Source organism: Streptomyces sp. NPDC002787, assembly GCF_053592095.1.
In genome coordinates this window covers 243,262-265,196 of sequence record NZ_JBSFVC010000004.1, presented here as the reverse complement: position 1 = coordinate 265,196, position 21,935 = coordinate 243,262, and the positions used below count along the sequence as shown (strand labels likewise).

At 71.1% G+C, this 21,935-nt stretch carries 17 protein-coding genes; 7 read left to right on the top strand and 10 right to left on the bottom strand.

Annotated elements, in window-relative coordinates; genetic code table 11:
* Positions 1-32: 32 nt before the first annotated feature.
* A complete protein-coding gene (locus ACWD26_RS07220; protein ID WP_451267109.1) occupies positions 33-1,133 on the top strand; it encodes a calcium:proton antiporter in 1,101 nt (366 codons plus the stop codon).
* Positions 1,134-1,180: 47 nt separating this feature from the next.
* Here ACWD26_RS07220 and ACWD26_RS07215 read toward each other — a convergent pair whose 3' ends face one another.
* Both ACWD26_RS07215 and ACWD26_RS07210 read right to left on the bottom strand, forming a co-directional pair.
* The gene (locus ACWD26_RS07215; protein WP_451267107.1) at positions 1,181-2,458 is read right to left on the bottom strand and encodes an MFS transporter; all 1,278 of its coding nucleotides are present in this window, start codon (positions 2,456-2,458) and stop codon (positions 1,181-1,183) included.
* 124 nt (positions 2,459-2,582) lie between these two features.
* Complete coding sequence (locus ACWD26_RS07210) at positions 2,583-3,629, bottom strand: S66 family peptidase (RefSeq protein WP_451267105.1); 1,047 nt, start codon at positions 3,627-3,629, stop codon at positions 2,583-2,585.
* Between the two features lie 100 nt (positions 3,630-3,729).
* On the opposite strand from ACWD26_RS07210, the gene aroQ reads away from it, so the two are divergent.
* Positions 3,730-4,203 (top strand): type II 3-dehydroquinate dehydratase, encoded by a 474-nt coding sequence (aroQ, locus tag ACWD26_RS07205; protein WP_451267103.1) that lies wholly within the window; start codon positions 3,730-3,732, stop codon positions 4,201-4,203.
* Positions 4,204-4,228: 25 nt separating this feature from the next.
* On the opposite strand, the gene ACWD26_RS07200 is transcribed toward aroQ, so the two are convergent.
* The 5 genes from ACWD26_RS07200 to ACWD26_RS07180 all read right to left on the bottom strand — a co-directional run bounded on the left by ACWD26_RS07200 (position 4,229) and on the right by ACWD26_RS07180 (position 8,578).
* On the bottom strand, positions 4,229-5,032 hold the full coding sequence (locus tag ACWD26_RS07200; protein WP_451267101.1) for an amino acid ABC transporter ATP-binding protein: 804 nt from the start codon (positions 5,030-5,032) through the stop codon (positions 4,229-4,231).
* Positions 5,029-5,946 carry an amino acid ABC transporter permease gene (locus ACWD26_RS07195; RefSeq protein WP_451267099.1) on the bottom strand — a complete coding sequence of 306 codons (918 nt, stop codon included), beginning with the start codon at positions 5,944-5,946 and terminating at the stop codon, positions 5,029-5,031. The genes ACWD26_RS07200 and ACWD26_RS07195 overlap by 4 nt, the downstream gene beginning before the upstream one ends.
* Positions 5,943-6,842, bottom strand: a complete 900-nt coding sequence (locus ACWD26_RS07190) for an ABC transporter substrate-binding protein (protein WP_451267097.1) — start codon at positions 6,840-6,842, stop codon at positions 5,943-5,945. The genes ACWD26_RS07195 and ACWD26_RS07190 overlap by 4 nt, the downstream gene beginning before the upstream one ends.
* Positions 6,843-7,156: 314 nt before the next feature.
* A complete protein-coding gene (locus ACWD26_RS07185) occupies positions 7,157-7,813 on the bottom strand; it encodes an MBL fold metallo-hydrolase (protein ID WP_451267095.1) in 657 nt (218 codons plus the stop codon).
* A 36-nt stretch (positions 7,814-7,849) separates the two neighbouring features.
* Positions 7,850-8,578 carry a maleylpyruvate isomerase family mycothiol-dependent enzyme gene (locus tag ACWD26_RS07180; protein WP_451267093.1) on the bottom strand — a complete coding sequence of 243 codons (729 nt, stop codon included), beginning with the start codon at positions 8,576-8,578 and terminating at the stop codon, positions 7,850-7,852.
* Between the two features lie 225 nt (positions 8,579-8,803).
* On the opposite strand from ACWD26_RS07180, the gene uvrA reads away from it, so the two are divergent.
* Positions 8,804-11,857, top strand: a complete 3,054-nt coding sequence (gene uvrA, locus ACWD26_RS07175; RefSeq protein ID WP_451267091.1) for an excinuclease ABC subunit UvrA — start codon at positions 8,804-8,806, stop codon at positions 11,855-11,857.
* 253 nt (positions 11,858-12,110) lie between these two features.
* Complete coding sequence (locus tag ACWD26_RS07170) at positions 12,111-12,962, top strand: helix-turn-helix domain-containing protein (RefSeq protein ID WP_451267089.1); 852 nt, start codon at positions 12,111-12,113, stop codon at positions 12,960-12,962.
* 69 nt (positions 12,963-13,031) lie between these two features.
* On the opposite strand, the gene ACWD26_RS07165 is transcribed toward ACWD26_RS07170, so the two are convergent.
* From ACWD26_RS07165 to ACWD26_RS07155, 3 genes are all read right to left on the bottom strand, one after another.
* Positions 13,032-13,943 carry a carbohydrate kinase family protein gene (locus tag ACWD26_RS07165; RefSeq protein ID WP_451267087.1) on the bottom strand — a complete coding sequence of 304 codons (912 nt, stop codon included), beginning with the start codon at positions 13,941-13,943 and terminating at the stop codon, positions 13,032-13,034.
* Positions 13,944-14,372: 429 nt separating this feature from the next.
* Positions 14,373-15,338, bottom strand: a complete 966-nt coding sequence (locus tag ACWD26_RS07160) for a hypothetical protein (RefSeq protein ID WP_451267085.1) — start codon at positions 15,336-15,338, stop codon at positions 14,373-14,375.
* A 213-nt stretch (positions 15,339-15,551) separates the two neighbouring features.
* Positions 15,552-15,926 carry a response regulator gene (locus ACWD26_RS07155; RefSeq protein ID WP_451267083.1) on the bottom strand — a complete coding sequence of 125 codons (375 nt, stop codon included), beginning with the start codon at positions 15,924-15,926 and terminating at the stop codon, positions 15,552-15,554.
* A gap of 204 nt (positions 15,927-16,130) precedes the next feature.
* Here ACWD26_RS07155 and ACWD26_RS07150 point away from each other — a divergent pair, with 204 nt between their 5' ends.
* From ACWD26_RS07150 to ACWD26_RS07140, 3 genes are all read left to right on the top strand, one after another.
* Positions 16,131-17,525: an ABC transporter substrate-binding protein gene (locus ACWD26_RS07150; RefSeq protein WP_451267081.1), complete on the top strand. Its 1,395-nt coding sequence runs from the start codon at positions 16,131-16,133 to the stop codon at positions 17,523-17,525.
* The gene (locus ACWD26_RS07145) at positions 17,522-18,925 is read left to right on the top strand and encodes an ABC transporter substrate-binding protein (protein ID WP_451267079.1); all 1,404 of its coding nucleotides are present in this window, start codon (positions 17,522-17,524) and stop codon (positions 18,923-18,925) included. The genes ACWD26_RS07150 and ACWD26_RS07145 overlap by 4 nt, the downstream gene beginning before the upstream one ends.
* Positions 18,926-19,057: 132 nt before the next feature.
* Positions 19,058-21,742 (top strand): PAS domain S-box protein, encoded by a 2,685-nt coding sequence (locus ACWD26_RS07140; protein ID WP_451267413.1) that lies wholly within the window; start codon positions 19,058-19,060, stop codon positions 21,740-21,742.
* Positions 21,743-21,935: the final 193 nt, after the last annotated feature.

Genomic DNA, 21,935 nt, shown 5'->3' with positions numbered 1-21,935 from the left:
CGGGGCCCTTGCACGTCTGAAAGGATCACCGCATGCTCGCTCGGCTCCGGTCGCTCACGACGCGATGGACTGTTGTCGTCCCGGTGGCCGCGGTCGTCCTGCTCGCTCTCACCTGGGGACGTGATCTGCCCGCCGCGGCCGTCGCCCTCGTGACACTGGTGCTGGCGGGAGCCGTACTGGCCGCCGTCCACCACGCCGAGGTCGTCGCGCACCGGGTCGGCGAACCGTTCGGCTCCCTCGTCCTCGCCGTCGCCGTCACGATCATCGAGGTCGCGCTGATCGTCACGTTGATGGCCGACGGCGGGGACAAGAGTTCGACCCTCGCCCGTGACACTGTTTTTGCTGCGGTGATGATCACCTGCAACGGCATAGTCGGCCTGTGCCTGCTCGTCGCCTCACTGCGCCACGGGCTGGCCGTCTTCAACCCCGAGGGCACCGGCGCCGCCCTCGCCACGGTCGCGACCCTGGCCACGCTCAGCCTGGTCCTCCCCACCTTCACCACCAGCAAGCCGGGCCCCGAGTTCTCCACGGCCCAACTCACCTTCGCCGCACTGTCCTCACTGGCCCTGTACGGCCTGTTCGTGGCCACCCAGACCGTGCGCCACCGGGACTACTTCCTCCCGATCACCCGGCTGGGCGAGGTGATCACCGAGGACGACCACGCCGAGGCACCGTCGGCCCGCACCGCCCGGATCAGCCTCGGCCTGCTCGGCCTGGCGCTCGTCGGAGTGGTGGGTCTCGCCAAGGGCGTCTCACCCACCATCGAGTCCGGCGTCGAGGCGGCCGGACTGCCGCACGCCGTCGTCGGTGTGATCATCGCGCTGCTCGTGCTGCTGCCCGAGACCATCGCCGCCCTGCGCGCGGCCCGCCGTGACCGCGTCCAGACCAGCCTCAACCTCGCCCTGGGCTCCGCGATGGCCAGTATCGGCCTGACCATCCCGGCCGTCGCCCTGGCCTCCGTCTGGCTCTCCGGCCCCCTCGTCCTTGGTCTCGGCGCCACCCACATGGTGCTGCTCGCCCTGACCGTCGTCGTGGCCTCGCTGACCGTGGTCCCGGGACGTGCGACACCGCTGCAGGGCGGGGTCCACCTGGTGCTGTTCGCGGCGTATCTGGAGCTGGCGGTGAATCCGTAGGAGACGCTCGTGCGCTGGTCAGGGGGCCTCCGAGGCCCGCCCGTCTCTCACCCCGCCGTCGCCTCCGCTTCCCTCGCCGTCGCCAGGGGCACCGGCCGGGTCTCCGGGAGCAGCGCGAAGCAGCCCAGGCTCAGCAGGGCGATCCCGGTCAGGTAGGCGCCCACGCCCCAGGGCACGCGTCCACCCTGGGCCACGGCGGTGGCCACGATCGGGGTCAGGGCGCCGCCGAGCACCCCGCCGAGGTTGTAGCCGACCGCGGCACCCGTGCAGCGCACCCGGGGTTCGTACAGCTCCGGCAGATACGCCGCGATGACCGCGAACATCGTGACGAACGCGAGCATCGCCACCAGGAAGCCGAAGAAGATCAGCAGGGGCTCGCCGGTCGACAGCAACGCGACCATGGGGAACATCCACAGCACGGTGACACCACAGCCGATCAGGCACATCGGGCGCCTCCCGTACCGGTCGCCGAGCACGGCGGCCAGCGGTGTCAGGGCGCCCTTCACCACCACGGCGCCCATGATGCAGGTGAGCATGACGGTACGGCTCACCCCGAGGCGCTCCGTCCCGTACGCGAGGGACCAGGTCGTCACCGAGTAGAACACCGCGTACCCGACCGCGAGTGCCCCGGCCGTCAGCAGGACGAGGCGCCAGTGGCCGCGCACCACCTCGGCGAGCGGCACGCGCGCGGGCTCGTCGATCCGGAGGAACTGCGGGCTCTCCGTGAGCGACGAGCGCAGCCACAGCCCCGCGACGGCCAGCACACCCGCCGCCCAGAACGGCACCCGCCAGCCCCAGGCGGCGAACTGGGCCTCCGTCAGGCTCGCGGAAAGCGCCAGCATCACCCCGTTGGCCAGCAGGAACCCCACGGCCGGCCCGACCTGGGGGAAGCTGGACCACAGTCCGCGCCGCTCGGGCGGTGCGTGCTCCGCCGTCAGCAGCACCGCCCCGCCCCACTCCCCACCCAGCCCGAGCCCTTGCAGGAAGCGCAGCACGAGGAGGAGGAAGGGGGCGGTCACGCCGATCGAGTCGAACGTGGGAACGCAGCCGACGGCCACGGTCGCGCCCCCGGTCAGCAGCAGCGAGGCGACGAGGACCGGCCGCCGCCCATGCCGGTCCCCGATGTGCCCGAACAGCACCGAGCCCAAGGGTCTCGCCACGAACCCGACCCCGAACGTCGCGAAGGCCGCGAGCGTCCCGGCCAGAGGTGAGAACGTCGGGAAGAACAGCGGCCCCAGGACGAGGGCCGCCGCCGTCCCGTAGACGAAGAAGTCATAGAACTCGATGGCCGTCCCGGCGAGCGAGGCGGTCGCGAGTCGCAGCATGGAGGGCGGTTTCACGGTGCGTGCAGGTTGCATGCCGCGTCAACTACCCACGGTGACGGGCGGTTACGGGGGGCGTGTGGAGGTGCGTTCGACGTCACTGTGTGCCAGGAGGCGTCAACGCGTCTCAGTAGTGCACGGTGATGCGCCGGGCGGGACCGTCCACGCGGATCACACCCCCGTAGGGGATCACGACCTGGGGATCGGTGTGTCCGAGGTCGACGTCGAACACGATCGTGGTGTCGGGGGCGTATGTCCGCATGGCGCGCAGCACCGCCTCCCGCTGTCCGGCCGCATAACGGGCAGCCTCCTCCGGGGTGTTGGGCCGGTCGAAGGACCACGTCTTGGGGCCGCCCATCAGGAGCGCGGAGAAGCGCCGGAGCAGACCGCGCTCGCCCATGTTCCGCAGGGTGCGGAAGACCTCCTCGCCGCTCGGCAGTTCCTCCGAGGTCTCCAGGATGAGCACACCGCCGTCGAACACGGACAGATCCCGCGGCACCTCGCGGTCGGCCATCAGCAGCCAGCCGATGATCTCCAGACAACCGCCCCAGCTCCGGCCCTCCACCACGCGGTCGGGGTTCACCCAGGTCCATCCGGTGCCCGGTACGGTCGGCGGCTCCGCGTCGAAGGTCGCCGGGTCGGCCCAGTCGCGGTCGATGTCGTTGAAGCGTTCGGCGGGCCGCAGTTCGTACGGCCCCGATGTGAACAGGGCCGCGCGCAGGGAGTCCGCGGTCATCGGGTGCATGGCGCCGGACCTGCCGAGCGTGGTCATCACGGTCCCGCCGTGGTAGCCGACGACACCGGAGTTGTACAGGAACGCCAACACGTTGCTGTTGTCGCTCATGCCGAAGAACGGCTTGGGGTTGGCGCGCAGCAACTCCCGGTCGAGCAGCGGCAGCACGGTGATCTGGTCGTCACCGCCGATCGACGTGAAGACCGCCTTGACGTCCGGGTCGGCGAAGGCCGCGTGGAGGTCGTCGGCCCGCTCGCGCGGCGTCGTGCCCATCTTCCGGGTCGTCGGATACTCGACCGGTTCGAGGCCGTACTCCTCGCGCAGCCGTTCCAGGCCCAGTTCGTAGGGGCGTGGGAAGAGCTCGGGCAGACCGGCGCCGGGCGAGACGACGGCCACGCGGTCGCCGGGGGAGGGCTTGGGAGGATACGAGGGCGTGGTCATGCGGGGAGGGTACGGCCTCCTGTGCCGCGGTTTCATCGTGATAAACCGGGGGCGAGCAGCGGTCCCGAGGGGCCGCCCACCCCGACGGACCGGAGGAACCGTGCCCCGCACCCTGGCCAACGCCCCGATCATGATCCTCAACGGCCCCAACCTGAACCTCCTGGGGCAGCGGCAGCCGGAGATCTACGGCTCCGACACGCTCGCCGACGTCGAGGCCATGTGCGCCAAGGCGGCCGCCGCGCACGGTGGCACGGTGGACTTCCGGCAGTCCAACCACGAGGGCGAACTGGTCGACTGGATCCACGAGGCGCGGCTCCACCACAGCGGGATCGTCATCAACCCGGGCGCCTACTCGCACACGTCCGTGGCCATCCTGGACGCGCTCAACACCTGCGACGGGCTGCCCGTGCTGGAGGTCCACATCACCAACATCCACCAGCGGGAGACGTTCCGGCACCACTCGTACGTCTCCCTGCGCGCCGACGGGGTCATCGCCGGCTGCGGTGTGCAGGGCTATGTGTTCGGCGTGGAGCGGGTCGCCGCGCTGGCGGGGACGGGGAAGGCCGAGGCGTAAGCCCCGGCCTCCAGGAGCACGCTCCTTACAGGCGGCCCGCCTCCACGATCCGGCGCAGGAACCGCCGCGTGCGTTCCTGCCGCGGGTCGCCGAAGACCTGCTCCGCGGTGCCACGCTCCAGCACCACCCCTCCGTCCAGAAAGCAGACCTGGTCGGCGACGTCGCGGGCGAAGCCCATCTCGTGCGTGGCCAGCACCATCGTCATGCCGTCCGCCTTCAGGTCGCGGACGACGTTCAGGACTTCGCCCACCAGCTCAGGGTCGAGGGCCGCGGTGATCTCGTCGAGGAGCAGCAGCCGGGGGCGTACGGCCAGGGCGCGCACGATCGCCACGCGCTGCTGCTGACCGCCGCTGAGCCGGTCGGGATACGCGCCCGCCTTCCCGCTCAGCCCGAGCCGGTCCAGGAGCTCACGGGCCCGTTCCTCGGCCTCCGCGCGGGGAACGCCGTGCACCCGGCGCGGGGCGAGGGTGATGTTGTCCAGGACCGTCATGTGCGGGAACAGGTTGTACGACTGGAAGACCACGCCGATACGGCGCCGGACCGCGTCCTGGTCGACGCGCGGGTCGGTGATCTCCTCGCCGTCCAGCCAGATCGCCCCGTCGTCGATGTCCTCCAGGAGGTTGGCGCAGCGCAGCAGCGTGGACTTGCCGGACCCGGAGGCACCGATCAGCGCGGTCACGGTGTGCGGGGCGACCTCCAGATCGACGTCCCGCAGCACGACCGAACCGCCGAAGGTCTTCCGGACGGACTCCATCCGCAGTACGGGGGCGCCCTCAGGGCCGCCCACGGTCTCCTTGGGGTCGCCCACGGTCTCCTCGGGGTCGCTCATGTCGTGCCTCCCTGCGCCCGCTGCCGGTCCATACGGGCCGTGACCCAGTCGGTGAAGCGGGTCATCGGGATGGTCAGGGCGACGAAGACCAGTCCCGCGACGATGTAGGGCGTGTAGTTGAGGCTGCGGCCCACGATGATGTCGGCGGCGCGTACGGCGTCGATGGCGCCGCCGATCGAGACCAGGCCGGTGTCCTTCTGCAGCGACACGAGGTCGTTGAGGAGCGGCGGCACCTGACGGCGTACCGCCTGGGGGAGCACGACGTGCCGCAGCGCCTGCCGGTTGCTGAGGCCCAGCGAGCGTGCCGCGGCGCGCTGCGACGGGTGCACGGACTCGATGCCGGCGCGGAACACCTCGGCGACGTACGCCGAGTACGTGAGCGTCAGCGCGGTGCCGCCGAGCAGGACCGGGTCGACGGTCACGCCCTGGAGCCTGAGTGCCGGAACGCCCAGGACCACGATCATCAGGTTGATGATCAGCGGCAGGCCGCGGAAGAAGTCGGTGTATGCGGCGGCGAGCGCCCGCAGTGGGAAGAACACCGGGCCGCGCAGGGTCCGCGCGACGGCGATGAGCATGCCGAGGACGAGCACGGCGACACCGCACACCAGGAGCAACCGGACGTTGAGCCAGAGCCCTTCGAGGACCTTGGGGAACGCCTCGCGCGCGTACTCCGCGCTGAAGAACGTCTCCTTGGTACGCGGCCAGCCGGGCGCGTTGACGACGACGAGATAGAGGACGACACCCGTGACCAGCGTCGACAGGGCGGCGATGCCCGTGGCGCGGCGGGCCCGGAGGCGCTTGTAGCGCTCCCGGTCGAGCCTTCGCCGCGAGGGGACGTAGCCGTCGTCCGCCCCGGGCATGTCGCCGTTGTCGTCCGCGTCCCCCTGGCCGGACTCCTCCTTCACGACCGTCACTTGAGCACCGGGGCGTCGACGGCGTCGGAGAGCCACTCCTGCTCGATCTTCGCCAGCGTGCCGTCCTCGCGCAGGGCGTCCACGGCGTCCGTCACGCAGGACGTGAGGGCGCTGCCCTTGTCGAGGACGAGCCCAAACTGCTCGGGCGTGCCACCCTGGTTCTCGAACTGCCCGACGATCTTCGCGTCCGTCACCTCGGCCGAGGTGATGTAGAACGCGGTCGGCAGGTCCACCACGATCGCGTCGATCTGGCCGTTCTTCAGCGCGGACTTGGCCTGGTCGTTCTTCGCGTAGGCGGCGGGCTCCTGGGCCGGCTTCACCACGTCGTCGATGTAGTTCAGGCTGGTGGTGCCGACCTGGGCACCGAGGTGCAGCTTCTTGAGGTCCGCGATGCTCGTCGCCTTGGCGGCCTCGGAGTCCTTCAGCGCGATGACGGCCTGGCGGACGTCGTAGTAGCCCGACGAGAAGTCCACGGCCTTCTTGCGCTCGTCGCTGATCGACACCTGGTTGATGTCGAAGTCGAAGGTCTTCGCACCCGGCGCGAAGGCCTTGTTGAAGGGCACGCTCTGCCAGACGACGTCCGCCTTGCCGTAGCCGAGCCGCTCGGCCACGGCGTACGCGACCGCCGACTCGAAGCCCTCGCCGTTCTTCGGGTCGTCGTCCTTGAACCAGGGCTCGTACGCCGGGGAGTCGGTGGCGATCGTCAGCCTGCCGGAGGTCTGCGTGCTCAACTCGCCCTTGGCGCAGGTCGCTCCGGACGCCGAGGTGGAGGCCGAGCCGGAGGCGTCCTCCTCCGGCTGAGGGGCGCAGCCCACCGCGACGGCGGCGAGCAGGGCGGCTATGGCGGCTGATGTGGCACGGCGCGGGGAGCGCGGGGCACGCAGGACAGGACGCATGGCGTGAGATTGACAGCGCGACATCCTGTTTGTCGAGGTCACATGCGTAATTGTCCGCATTCTGGGAACGTGTGTTGCATTTTCGTGAACGCTCGGCGGGGCCGCCGGCCGAGGGCGGGGATTGGAAGGCCGGCGGCCCATCCGCACAGGAGCCGTCATCCTGTGCGGACCTGCCTCCAGTGGACTACGCCACGGCGTGCGCCGGGAGCGCGTGCGGGGCACTGGCGCGTGCGTTCGATTCACACGGGGTGCGCGAGGGGGCGTCCGTGAAGCCTGCCGAGTGCCTCAGCGACTGCCTTGTGGCACCGGGGAGTTCACCAGCCCCGTGCGCGCCACTCCGGCAGGTGCGGACGCTCCGCGCCGAGCGTCGTGTCGTTGCCATGGCCCGGGTAGACCCATGTCTCGTCGGGCAGCGCGTCGAAGATCTTCGTCTCCACGTCGTGGATCAGACGGGCGAACGCCTCCGGGTCCTTACGGGTGTTGCCCACTCCGCCCGGGAAGAGGCAGTCCCCGGTGAACACATGCGGATGTCCGTGCGGATCGTCGTAGACCAGGGCGATCGAACCGGGCGTGTGCCCCACGAGATGGCGCGCGGTGAGCTCCACACGCCCCACACGGATGGTGTCCCCGTCGTCGACGGGCACGTCGGTCGCCACCGGGATGCCCTCGGCGTCGTCCCGGCCCGCGTAGGTACGGGCGCCCGTGGCGGCCACGACCTCGGCGAGCGCCTGCCAGTGGTCGCCGTGCTGGTGCGTGGTGACGACGGACGCGATGCCGTCGTCACCGATCAGCGTGAGCAGCGTGCCGGCGTCGTTCGCGGCGTCGATCAGCAACTGCTCGTCGGTGGCCCGGCAGCGCAGCAGATAGGCGTTGTTGTCCATCGGGCCGACCGCGACCTTGGAGATCATCAGGTCCGGCAGCTCGTGCACATCCGCAGGACCGCCGACCTTGACCGCTCCGCTGTACGTCATGGTCGTCAGTCTAGGACGCCAGGGGGCACACGACCGCTACAGCGGGGGAAGGGCCGGGAGGGGGCCGCCCTCGACATGCAGCGCGGCGCCGTCGCGCCGTCCGGCCAGCCAGCCGAGGAGGTCGGCCTGGCTGCCGCTGACCGTGAGAGCGGGAAGCGGCGGCCGGTAGCCGCTGTCGAGCTGCTCCTCGGTGACGCCCTCGACGGCTCCCGTGGGGATCAGGCGCCCGTCGTCCTGCTTGATCGTCAGCGCGGGGACCCCTGGGTGGTCGCGGAACCGCTCGGTCAGAAAGTTGATCTCGAGCTGCGTGAACTCCTTCGACAGGTCCTCCAGCTCGTACCCGATCCCCAGGTCGACATGATGGAGCTCCACCTCGATCCAGCGCCGGAAGGGAATCCGGGACGCGGAGTCCGTGACGCCGTTGCGCAGCTCGACCGTGCGCGACCAGTCCGCGGAGACGGAGGCGGCGTCCTGGAAACGGTTCGCGCTGCGGCGCACGTCGGCGAGCTGCACGTCCAGGGGGCGTGGCGCGTCCCGCTCGATGTCGGCGTCCCGGGCCTCCCCGGAGACGTACATGGGGCGCCCTTCGAGGACGTTCACGAGCGCGTCCGCGTTGCGGGCGAGGTGGGCGAGGACATGGCCACGGGTCCAGCCGGGCAGCCGTGACGGCTGCGTCACAGCGGCGTTGTCCAGTTCGGCGACCGCGTTGAGTAGCCGGTCGGTCGCTTCGCATACAGATGCCAGGTCACGGGCGTGATCCATCATGACGCCGACCCTAGCCCGGCCACACCTTCGGGTGAAGGTGGCCGACCACGGCCGTAAATCGAATGCGCGTGCTATATGGTCGGTGGCGGCGTCGGGCATGCTGGAAGGCCCGGGATTGTTGTGGAACGGGGAAACAGGACCGGCGCTGTCAGTGGCTCCCCCTAGTCTGTGGAAGACGGGGGCTCCGGCCCCTGCTCACCTCACTCAAGAAAGGTGCGGACCGGCGTGGCCGACCGTCTCATCGTCCGTGGCGCGCGCGAGCACAACCTGAAGAACGTCTCGCTCGACCTGCCACGCGACTCGCTCATCGTCTTCACGGGCCTGTCGGGGTCGGGCAAGTCCTCGCTGGCCTTCGACACGATCTTCGCCGAGGGGCAGCGCCGGTACGTCGAATCGCTCTCCTCCTACGCCCGCCAGTTCCTCGGGCAGATGGACAAGCCGGACGTCGACTTCATCGAGGGTCTGTCCCCGGCGGTCTCCATCGACCAGAAGTCGACCTCGCGCAACCCGCGCTCGACGGTCGGCACGATCACCGAGGTCTACGACTACCTGCGGCTGCTCTTCGCGCGCATCGGCAAGCCGCACTGCCCCCAGTGCCGCCGGCCGATCTCGCGCCAGTCGCCGCAGGCCATCGTCGACCGGGTGCTGGAGCTGCCGGAGGGGAGCCGCTTCCAGGTCCTGTCGCCGCTGGTGCGTGAGCGCAAGGGCGAGTTCGTCGACCTCTTCGCGGATCTCCAGACCAAGGGTTACAGCCGCGCGCGGGTGGACGGCGAGACCGTCCAGCTCTCCAACCCGCCCACCCTGAAGAAGCAGGAGAAGCACACCATCGAGGTGGTCGTCGACCGTCTCACGGTGAAGGACTCCGCCAAGCGCCGGCTCACCGACTCCGTGGAGACCGCCCTCGGCCTCTCCGGCGGCATGGTCGTGCTCGACTTCGTCGACCTCCCCGAGGACGACCCCGAGCGCGAGCGCATGTTCTCGGAGCACCTGTACTGCCCGTACGACGACCTGTCCTTCGAGGAGCTGGAGCCCCGCTCCTTCTCCTTCAACTCGCCCTTCGGCGCCTGCCCCGAGTGCACCGGCATCGGTACGCGCATGGAGGTCGACCCCGAGCTGATCGTCCCGGACGAGGACAAGTCCCTCGACGAGGGCGCCATCCACCCCTGGTCGCACGGACACACCAAGGACTACTTCGGCCGCCTCATCGGAGCCCTCGCCGACGCGTTGGGATTCCGGACCGACATCCCCTTCGCCGGTCTCCCGCAGCGCGCGAAGAAGGCCCTGCTGTACGGCCACAAGACCCAGATCGAGGTCCGCTACCGCAACCGGTACGGCCGCGAGCGCGTGTACACCACGGCCTTCGAGGGCGCCGTCCCCTTCGTGAAGCGGCGGCACAGCGAGGCCGAGAGCGACGCCAGCCGGGAGCGCTTCGAGGGCTATATGCGCGAGGTGCCCTGCCCCACCTGCGAGGGCACCCGCCTGAAGCCGATCGTCCTCGCGGTCACGATCATGGAGAAGTCGATCGCCGAGGTCTCCGCCATGTCCATCAGCGACTGCGCGGACTTCCTGGGTGAGCTGAAGCTCAACGCCCGTGACAAGAAGATCGCCGAGCGGGTCCTGAAGGAGGTCAACGAACGGCTGCGGTTCCTGGTCGACGTGGGCCTGGACTACCTCTCGCTGAACCGCGCGGCCGGCACACTCTCCGGCGGCGAGGCCCAGCGCATCCGCCTGGCCACCCAGATCGGCTCCGGCCTCGTCGGTGTCCTGTACGTCCTGGACGAGCCCTCCATCGGTCTGCACCAGCGCGACAACCACCGGCTCATCGAGACCCTGGTCCGGCTGCGCGACATGGGCAACACGCTCATCGTCGTCGAGCACGACGAGGACACCATCAAGATGGCCGACTGGATCGTCGACATCGGCCCCGGCGCCGGCGAGCACGGCGGCAAGGTCGTGCACAGCGGCTCCCTGAAGGAGCTGCTCGACAACGCAGAGTCGCAGACCGGGCAGTACCTCTCGGGCAAGAAGGCCATCCCGCTGCCCGACATCCGCCGCCCGCTCGACCCGACCCGGCAGCTCACCGTGCACGGCGCCCGGGAGAACAACCTCCAGGACATCGACGTGTCCTTCCCGCTGGGCGTCTTCACCGCCGTCACCGGCGTGTCCGGCTCCGGCAAGTCCACGCTGGTCAACGACATTCTGTACACGCACCTGGCCCGCGAGCTGAACGGCGCGAGGAACGTACCGGGGCGGCACACGCGCGTGGACGGCGACGACCTCGTCGACAAGGTCGTGCACGTCGACCAGTCGCCCATCGGCCGCACCCCCCGGTCCAACCCGGCGACGTACACCGGTGTCTTCGACCACGTCCGCAAGCTGTTCGCCGAGACCACCGAGGCGAAGGTCCGCGGCTATCTGCCCGGCCGCTTCTCCTTCAACGTCAAGGGCGGCCGCTGCGAGAACTGCGCGGGCGACGGCACCATCAAGATCGAGATGAACTTCCTCCCGGACGTCTACGTCCCGTGCGAGGTCTGCCACGGCGCCCGGTACAACCGGGAGACCCTGGAGGTCCACTACAAGGGCAAGTCCATCGCCGACGTCCTGAACATGCCGATCGAGGAGGCGACGGACTTCTTCGAGGCCGTCCCCGCGATCGCCCGCCACCTCAACACCCTCAAGGACGTCGGCCTCGGCTACGTCCGCCTGGGCCAGGCCGCGACCACCCTGTCCGGCGGCGAGGCGCAGCGCGTGAAGCTCGCCAGCGAACTGCAGAAGCGCTCCACCGGCCGCACGGTCTACGTCCTGGACGAGCCGACCACCGGTCTGCACTTCGAGGACATCAGCAAGCTGCTGAAGGTCCTGTCCGGCCTGGTCGACAAGGGCAACACGGTCATCGTCATCGAGCACAACCTCGACGTCATCAAGACCGCCGACTGGGTCGTCGACATGGGACCCGAGGGCGGCGCCGGCGGTGGCCTCGTCATCGCCGAGGGCACGCCCGAGCAGGTGGCCGGGGTCCCGGCCAGCCACACGGGCAAATTCCTGAGGGAGATCCTCGGCGCCGACCGGATCAGTGACGCCGCATCGGTGTCGGTGAAGGCGCCGCGCAAGGCCGTGGCGAAGAAGACGGTCGCCGCGAAGTCGCCGACGAAGAAGACGGCGACGGCCCGGACGGCCACGGCCGCCGAGACCACGGCGACGGCCAAGAAGGCGGCCGCGACCACGAAGAAGGCGACAGCGACACCAGCGAAGAAGACCACGCGCGCACGCAAGGCCTGAGCGCCGATGGGAAAGACCTGAGCGCCGATAGAGGCAAGGCCTGAGCGCCGATAAGCAAGGCCTGAGGCGTCTGAGCGACAGGTCGTGGCAGGTTTAGAAGAATGCGGCGGCCCGCGGGAACTTCCCGCGGGCCGCCGCTCGTTCTCCCATCAGCCGGCCTGGCCCCGCAACTCGCGCTCCCGGGAGGGAGACCGGGCCGAGGGGGGAGTACGAGGGCCACCCCAGGCGGCGACACACCCTGTACGTTCGACCCGTGAGCGACAACGAGTTGGCCGCCTTCCTGCGCGGCCGCCGCGAGGCCATCACTCCCGCAGAGGTGGGACTGCCCACAGGTCCCCGCCGCGCCCCCGGCCTGCGCCGCGCCGAGTTGGCCACCCTCGCCGGGATCACCGTCGAGCACCTCACCCGGCTGGAACAGGGCCGCGACCGCGACCCCTCGCCCCAGGTGCTCGGCGCCCTCGGGGACGCGCTGCGCCTGCCGGTGCCGGACCGCATCCTGCTGCGCCGACTGGCCAAGGACAGCGGCGACGACAAGACGACCGGTGCGGCGTCCACCCCGCCGGTCCGCACCGTGCGCCCCACCGTGCGGGCCCTCCTGGACCGTCTGGAGCCCACCCCGGCCGTGCTGCTCAACTGGCTCGGCGACATCGTGGCCCACACCTCGGGGTACGAGCGGTTCGCCCGCCCGCTCGGTCTGCTCGACGGCGACCCGCCCAACGTCGTGCGGTACCTGTTCACCGACGAGCGGGCCCGCACGGTGTACCCGGACTGGGAGCGGCTCGCCGACGAGCAGGTCGCCCACCTGCGCCACGAGGCCTCCCAGCACGATCCGTATGTCGCCGCCCTGGCCGACGAGTTGACGGTCATCGCGGGAGCCCGGTTCACCCTGCGGCTGAGAGCGGTACCGGCCATGCCGCTGCGGCACGGCACGGATCTCGTCGAGCACCCCGAGGCGGGACGGCTGCGCCTGTCGTACGAGACCCTGGCCCTGCCGGACGACGGCCAGCGACTCACCGTCCACCTCCCGGCCGACGAGGCCACGGCCACCGCACTCGACCGACTCAACGGCCGCATCCCGGGTGCCCTGCGCGCGGTCTGCGGCTGACGGGGCCCGAGCGGGATGCCGTCCAGCGTGGGGGACGCCTTCGCCACCCCGCAGGGCAGCTCGTACCGCCTAAACCTCGCCCACCTCCGCCGCGTACGGAGGCTCCGCGCCCGCGCGGGAGCAGGTGATCGCCGCCGCGCGGGCGGCGAAGCGCAGCAGGCGGGTCCAGTCGTCGGCGCCCAGGGCCGCGAGCGCTGCGGCGGAGAGGGCGTCCCAGGTCGACAGGGCGTGGAGGAGGGCCGCGTTGACGGTGTCGCCGGCGCCGATGGTGTCGACGACATCGATCTTCTCGCCGGGTACGGAGTGCTCGGCGCCGGCACGGGTATGGACGGTCAGGCCGTCGCCGCCGTGGGTGATCACGACCGCCGACGGGCCCGAGTCCAGCCACAGGAGAGGGGTGCCGCCCAGCCACTCCGCGTCCTCCTCGGAGAGCTTGAGCAGCGACACCGAGGGCAGCCAGCTTCTGAAGCGGGCCCGGTAGGCGTCCGCGTCGGGGATCAGCCCAGGCCGGATGTTCGGGTCGAGGGTGGTGAACACCCCTTGGGCGGCAATGGAGTGCATCAGCTTCTCGTACGCGCTCGCACCGGGCTCCAGGACGAGTGAGCAGGTGCCGAAGGAGACGGCCCGGGTGCTGTCGGGGAGCCGGCCGGGGGTCTCGAACAGGCGGTCGGCGCTGCCCTCGACGTAGAAGGAGTAGCGGGCCGAGCCGTCCTCGCCGATCGAGGCCACGGCGAGCGTCGTCGGCTCGGAGCCGCGCTGTACGGCGGCCACGTCCACGCCCGCGTCACGCAGGCCGCCCAGCAGGGCTTCGCCGTAGGCGTCGTACGACACCCGGGAGCAGAAGGCGGTGGGAGAACCGAGGCGGCCGAGAGCCACGGCCGTGTTGTAGGGGCCGCCACCGCGTGCCGGCCGCAGATCGACGAGCGCGCCCGCGCCTCGCGGGACCAGGTCGATCAGGGCTTCACCGGCGACGACGATCACGAGGCGGGTCCTTTCTCGGGGCTCTCGGCCGGAAAGTATCGCAAACGCTTGCGCACCGCGACGGGCAGCGACCGGGATGCCGGCCCGCCCTTCCGTCGGCCCGACACCGGGCCGGCGGCGCGATGGTCGCCGCCCCGCCCGCAGGCCGCGGCCGCAGCAGTGTCCTCGGCCGTTGTCACGCCCTGCCGTTGTGGCCTCCCCGGCCGTCACCGTCTCCCTGGCCGTCCGTTTCCCTGGCCGTCACCGCCCCTGCCCGTCACCGTGTCCCCAGCCGCCACCGGGCCTCTGGTCCTCGCTGGGTCTCTGGCCTTCGCCGGGCCGCTGGCCTCCACCGTGCCCGCGGCCCTCACCGTGCCCCTGGCCCCCACCGAGCCCCTGGCCCCCACCGTGCCCCCGGGCTGGCCACCACGCCCCCAGGTCCCCAGGCCCTCACTCCCAGTCCCACCCGATTCCCACGATTCCCGTCCGTACCCGTGGTTCGACGAGATGGACCGAGCGGTGGAGGCCGCTGAGTGGGAGGGGCTGTCGGCCGCCGCGGGGGGCCGCGGCGGAGTGCTGGCTGAAGCGGTGGCACCGGCGCGGCAGGGCGCGTTCGTCGAAGCGGATCTGGAGGGCGTACTGACCGCCCGCCGTGCGGAAGCCGCGAACGTACTCGGTGCAGACCCCGGCCGTGCCGTCGTCGAAGCCGTACCGGAAGAGGAACGTGTCGCCGCTGCGCAGCCGGGTGTCGAAGAGGAGCTCGGCGACGAGGACACCGGTGTCGTGGTCCCACCGCACCCGCCCCCTGCGGCAGTTCTCCAGCGCGCGGACGGCTATCCGCTCCGGGGCGCAGCCCGGGTCGCCGTGGTGCACGGCCACATAGCGGTCCACCCCGTCCTTGTGGGCGCGCACGATGTGCTGCGACTCGCGGCCCAGCAGCTCCCGGTACGCGCCGACGCGGACCCGCTCATGATGGCCGACGGTGTGCACACCGCCGTCGACCGGCACTTCCAGCTCGGCGAGGAGCCGCTCCAGGACGCCGGACGCCTCCACCACGGAGCGGTACGAGCGGCCGGCGGGCCGTTCCGGGCCGAGGTGCTCGTCGGCCTGGGCGAGCAGCCGGATCAGCGACTCGTCCGGGAGCTGGAGGATCTCCTCCAGGGCCCGCACGGCCCGTAGCGACTCGGGGCGCTGCGGACGCCGGGCGCCCTGCTGCCAGTAACTGAGGCTGGTGACACCGACCTTGACCCCGTAGCGCGACAGATGGTGCTGCACGCGCTGCAGCGGCAGTCCGCGGGCGGCGATCGCGGCGCGCAGCGCGACATGGAAGGGACCGCCCCGCAGGACCGACTCCAGCTCCGCCGTGCCGACGTCCGTGACCGGCGCGATGTCCGCGTGCTCTGTGGCGTGCCGCATGCAGGGGGCCTTTCTGTAGAGAGTGCGCGACAGGTGCTCGGACCGCGCGGGCCGATGGAGGAGCCCGGTGGACACTCGGGGGTCTCGGCGGCCGTCCGTCTTCACATCCGTACGGCGGCGTTCCTCGTCCCGAGCTCCTCCGCATTGAAGCGTGTCGACCAAGTCCCGACAACACCTGGTGCGTGACATGGCCGGAGACCACCGTCAAGATCCTCAATGTGCCGGGGACCCGTCGTCCGGCCCCAGCAGGTCCCGCAGCGCCTGGCCCGAGAGCTTCGACTTGTGAAGAAATCCCCGGGCGGGACTGGCGGCGACGAGTTCCTGGATGTCGTCCAGCGGGTGCGTGGAGGTGAGGATGATGACGGACGAGGCGGTGCGCGCGAGTTCCGGCGCGAGGTCCAGTCCGCTCTCGCCGTTGAGGTCGATGTCCAACAGGACGAGATCCGGGGCCAGTTCCACGGCCCGTGCCAGCGCCTCCGTGCCCGTGGAGGCCACGCCGACGACGCGAATTCCGTCGCGCTCCAGCAGCGTGCGGGCGGTCTCCAGGAACCGGGCACTGTCATCGACGATGAGACAGCGCATGGACATGGTCACAGCCTCCCAAGGGGGTCATGGGCCCACATTCCGGCTAGCCGTAAAGTGTCGGCGCCACCGGGTACCCGATAGCCGGAATGTGCTGAAGTCCTTTGCCGAATCGATGGGTTCACTCTCACCCAGGGAATCGAACGCAACACGACGAGTAGCATGTCGCTGCCCTGGGGGCCGTGTCGTCCGGTCGAGTGGGGGTGTGCGATGAGAAAGCCGCGCCGGGACCTCAAAAGAAGTCGTGTCCGCCGTGCCCTGATGTCGGGCACGGCGGCGACCGCACTGCTGTTGGCCGGATGCAGTGTGGGTGACGTGGACGGCCGCGCTGGTGAGGGGGACAAGTCGGCGGGCGACACGACCTGCGACGGGAAGATCGAGGGCACCGCCCACATCACGATGTGGTTCCACGCGGGGCAGAGCGGTGAGCAGACCACGCTCAAGAGCCAGGTCAGGGAATTCAACAGGTCCCAGCGGCAGGTGCGGGTCGAACTGGTCACCCTGCCCGAGCAGCGCCCGTACACCGAACTCGTCCTGTCCGCCGCGGCCAGCGGCGACCTGCCGGACCTGCTCGACTTCGACGGCCCGAACCTCTACAGCTACGCCTGGTCCGGCACGCTCAGGCCGATCGACTCCTGCGTGCCGGCGGGGGTCCGCGACGACCTGCTCCCCTCCATCCGCGAACAGGGCACCTACGACAAGCGGTTGTGGGGGGTGGGCACCTTCGACTCCGGACTCGGCCTGTACATACGGCCGTCGGTGCTGAAGAAGGCGGGGGTCCGCGTCCCGAAGGGCGTCGACGACGCCTGGACCGCCGACGAGCTGACAGAGATCCTGCGCAAGCTGCGCGCGGTGGGCTACGAGGCGCCCCTGGACCTGAACGTCATCGACTCGAAGACCGCCGACGAGTGGAACACCTACGCCTTCGCGCCGGCCGTGTGGTCCGCGGGCGGCGACCTCATCGATCCGAAGGAGTTCCGCACGGCCGACGGGTTCCTCAACAGCCCGGCATCCGTCAGGGCGCTCACCACCCTGCAGAACTGGGTGAAGGAGGGATATGTCGACAAGGACGAGAAGAAGGACAAGAGCGCCTTCGTGAAGGGCCGCACCCCCATCTCCTGGATGGGGCACTGGAAGTACGGCGAGTTCAGCGAGGCCCACCCCGGGGACGTGGCCATCGTGCCGCTGCCCGACTTCGGTACGGGTACCGTCACCGGCATGGGTTCCTGGCAGTGGGGCATCCCCTCCGGGGACGCCGACGGCGACGCGGTGTGGCGATTCCTTCAGTACCTGCTGCGGCCGGAACAGGTGGTCAGGATGAGCGAGGCCAACGGCGCGATCCCGGCGACGGAGCGAGCCGTGAAGCGCTCCCCGCTGTACGACGAGGACGGCGCGGAGCGGCTGTTCATCGAGCAGCTGCGCAGCGGCGTCGCCCGGCCCAGGCCGCAGACACCGGCGTATCCCGCGGTCACCGTCGCCTTCTCGCGCGCGGTCGCCGACATCGTCTTCGCGGGAGCGCCCGCCGAGAAGACGCTGGACGAGGCGGTCGAGGCCATCGACCAGGATCTCGCCGCCCACGACGGTTACCCCAAGAGCGGGCCGTGATCCGCGCCGCCGGGCCCCGGCGAAGCACTCCGGGGCCGGCCGGCCGGCCCAGCGCCCGGAGGAGACCCCGCCTCCGTTCCCTGGCGGCGTCCGCGCTGTGCCTGGCGCTGTTGCTCGCGGGCTGCGACGCGAGCGGGGACCGCACCGAGCCCCGGCGGGGCGACGACGTGACCTGCGACGGCCGGATCGACGCCCCCGCGGAGATCACGATGTGGTTCCACGAGCCGGCGGCGCCCCCCGAAGTGGAGGCCGTGCGCGCCCAGGTACGCGCCTTCAACACCTCCCAGGACGAGGTGAAGGTCCGTCTCGTCCGCCTCCCCGAAGGCGACTACGACGACCTGGTCCGCACCGCGGCGGCCGACGGCGAACTGCCCGACCTGCTCGACTTCGACGCCCCGAAGCTGTTCAGCCACGCCTGGGCGGGCGACCTCCGGCCGATCGACTCCTGCGTCCCCGAGGCCCTGCGCGCGGACCTGCTGCCCTCCGTCCTCGAACAGGGCACCTACCAGGACAGGCTGTGGGGCCTCGGCACCTTCGACTCCGGACTCGGCCTGTACGTACGGCCGTCGGTGCTGAAGAAGGCGGGCGTGCGCGTCCCGAAGGGCATCGGTGACGCCTGGACCGCCGAGGAGTTCACCGGCATCCTGAAGAAGCTGCGCACCCTGGGCTACGAGAGGCCGCTGGACCTCCAGATGCCGTGGGCCGACTCCGAATGGGGAACGTACGGGTTCGCCCCGGCCGTGTGGTCGGCGGGCGGCGACCTGATCGAACGCTCCACCCACCGCACGGCCGACGGAGTGCTCGACGGGCCGCAGTCGGTCAGGGCGCTGACGACGCTGCAGGGCTGGGCGAAGGCGGGATACGTGGACGCGAACAAGGACTCCGGGGCGTTCCAGAAGGGCAGGAGCCCCGTGTCCTGGACCGGCCACTGGTGGTACCGGCAGTACACCGAGGCCCACCCGGGCGATGTGGCGATCGTGCCGCTGCCCGACTTCGGTACGGGCTCCGCCACCGGGATGGGCTCCTGGCAGTGGGGCATCCCCGCGGGCCCCACCGACGGCGACGCCGTCTGGCGTTTCCTGGCCTTCCTGCTGCGCCCCGACGAGATCCTGCGCATGACGGACGCCAACGGCGGGATACCCGCCACCGCCACCGCGGTCGAACGCACCGAGGCGTTCGCCGAGGGCGGCCCCGCGCGGCTCTACATAGAGCAACTGCGCAACGGGACCGCACGCCCCCGACCGCGGACGCCCGCCTACCCGGCGATCACCGAGGCCTTCTCCCGGGCGTTCGTGAAGATCATGCGCGGAGCGGCCGTCGAGCCGGCCCTGGACGAGGCGGCGCGTGCCGTCGACAAGGACCTCGCGGACCACAGCCACTACCCGCCGACCGGATCCTGAGGACCGGCCGTGCTCCGCCCACCGTCCCGCCGACGCTTCCCCGCCTTCCGCCCCACCGCGACACGATTCCGCCGCGCCGCGAACGTGGACACGGTGCCGTTCCTGGCGCGGTTGCGCGTTGGACCCAAGCTGATGCTGCTCGTGCTGCTGCCGGTCACCGTCCTGCTGGCCTTCACGGCCTTCGCCGCCGTGACCCAGTGGGAGGAGGCGCGGACCCTGGGCGACTTCGACACCGCGATCGAGGTGTCGTTCGCGACCAGCGAGGTCTCCGAGGGCGTCGCACGCGAGCGGATCGCCGCGGTCGAGGCCCGGCTGAGCGCCGAACCGGACACCCTGCGGGGGCGGTCCGAGGCCCAGCGGAGCACCGACGGCGCGCTGCGGCGGGCCTTCCGGGCAGCCGTCGGCCGGCCCGAGTCCGACGTCGCCGGGGTTCTCGACGCCGTACGCCGCCAACTGCACGCGCTCCGGGTCCAGACGGGCACCGGATCACTGGACGCGCGGGCCGTGGCCCGGCGCTACGAGGCCATCGAGTACCGACTGCTCGACATCGTCGCCGCCCTCGAATCCGGGCGCCCCACCAGGGCCTCCGGCCGCGCGGCCGACGCCCATATCGCGATGCTGCGGGCCGTCGCCGCCGCCGAGAGCGAACGGGCGGAACTCGCCATCCTGTTCCACGCCCCCGGCGAGGGACATGCCACCGCCGCCGCGGGTCGCTGGACCGAACTCGAGAAGGCCCAGCTCAGGGCGTTCCAGCAGACCGCCTCGGACGAGCTGACGGCCGAACTGCACACCGCGATCTTCCAAAAGCCCGGACGCGAGGTCCGCAAGGCCCGCGACCTGCTCTCCGACACCGACCCCCGGCCCGCCGACTGGCCCTCGTACGAGGACTGGCTCAGCGACTCCGCGCGGTACGCCGACGCCCTGCGCGGCATCCAGGACCGGGCCGCCGACGAACTGGCCGTGACCGCCGACCACGACCTGCGCGCCACCCGGGCCCAGGCCTTCACCGAACTGGCCGTCTCCCTCGCCGTCCTGTGCCTCGTCACCCTCCTCGCACTGGCCCTGCGCCGCTCGATCACCCGCCCCCTCGGCCAGGTCTCCGAGGGCGCCCGAGCCCTGTCGGACGGCGACCTCTCGTACGACATCCGCTACGCGGGACGCGACGAACTCGGCGATGTCGCCGACACCTTCCGCGAACTGCGGGTCACCAGCGGGCGGCTGGCCGACGAGATCCGGGCCATGAACACGGCCATCGACGCGGGCCGGCTGGAACACCGCGCCGACGTCGACTCCTTCGAAGGCACCTGGGCCCAGCTGCTGGGCGGCATGAACGGCACCATGGCCTCGTTCGCCGCCGCCCACGGCCGCCGCAGACGGGCCGAACGGGAGCTGGAGGGCATCTTCAACCTCTCCCTGGATTTGCTGTGCATCAGCGGCGTCGACGGCTACTTCAAGCGCGTCAACCCGGCTTTCGAACGGACCCTGGGCTACCCGAGCGAGACACTGACCTCCCGGCCGCTCACGGACTTCGTCCACGAGGAGGACCGGGACAGCACCCGCGACGCCATGGCGCTGCTGGCGAGCGGGGCGGAGGTCGCCGAGTTCGAGAACAGGTACGTCCGCGCCGACGGCACCGAGTGCTGGCTGCAGTGGAGCGCCCGGCCCGTCCCCGAGGAAGGGCTCATCTACGCCGCCGCCCGCGACGTCACCGAGAGTCGCCGGGCCTCGTTCGAACAGGCCGCGCTGCGCCGGGTCGCCACCGAGGTCGCCCGCGGGGTGCCGCCGTCCCAGGTGTTCGCGACGGTGGCGCAGGAGGTCGGGTCACTGCTGGGCACGGCCGCGGCCGTACTGCGCTACGAGCCCGACGGCAGCGTCACGGTCCTCGGGAGCGCGCACGCGCGGGCCGGCACGACCGCCGAGGCCACCTTCATGACCCGCCGCGAGGCGGCCCGGAAGACCATCGACGAGGTGTCCAGGACCCGGTGCGCCGCCCGGGCGGGCACGTCCGTCGGTGCCCCCATCGTCGTCGAGGGCCGGCTGTGGGGAGTCGTCGTGGCTGCCTCGCTCCTCGACCCGCTGCCCGACGGCACCGAGTCCCGGCTCGCCGACTTCACCGAACTGATCGCCACCGCGATCGCCAACGCCGACAGCCGTGCCCAGCTGACCGCCTCACGCGCGCGCGTGGTGGCCGCCGGGGACGCCTCCCGGCGCCGGATCGAACGCGACCTGCACGACGGTGTCCAGCAGCGCCTGGTCTCCCTCCAGCTGGAGCTGCGGATGACGGAGACCCTGGTGGAGGACCGCTCCTCGGAACTCGCCCGGCAACTGGACCACCTGGGCAAGGGCCTCGACGACGCCTTCCAGGACCTGCTCCAGGTGGCCCGTGGCATCCACCCGTCCGTCCTCTCCCGGGGCGGCCTGGGCCCTGCCCTGCGCTCCCTGGCCCGCCGCTCCGTCATCCCCGTGGAGCTCGACCTCGCCCTCGCCGGCGCCCGCTTCCCGGAACAGGTCGAGGTGGCCGCGTACTACGTCACCTCCGAGTGCCTCACCAACGCCGTCAAGCACGCGCGCGCGAGTGTGGTGACCGTGGCGGCCCACGAACGCTCGGGCGTGCTGGAGCTGGTCATCCGCGACGACGGCGTCGGGGGAGCGGAACCGGACAAGGGGTCGGGGCTGATCGGGCTGATCGACCGGGTGGAGGCGATCGGCGGCCGGCTGACCGTGGTCAGCCCGCCGGACGGCGGTACGACGCTGAGGGTGCGGCTGCCGGTGGCAGCATCGCCCGAGGCGTCCGTGGACGTCCTGCCGCTCGGCTGACCGCCCGGAGCGTACGCGGAGAGGCCCGTTCAAGGGGGGAGTTCGGGACTCGGTACGGGCGTACGTTCCGGGCGGCCGGGTCGGACGGCGGAGACGGCCGCCCGGCTCTCGGGCAGGCGGACACCCCGTCGTCTCTCGTCAGAGACGGCCGGTTCCACCCGCGGCTGCACTTCTTCGAGCATCGCGCGCACAC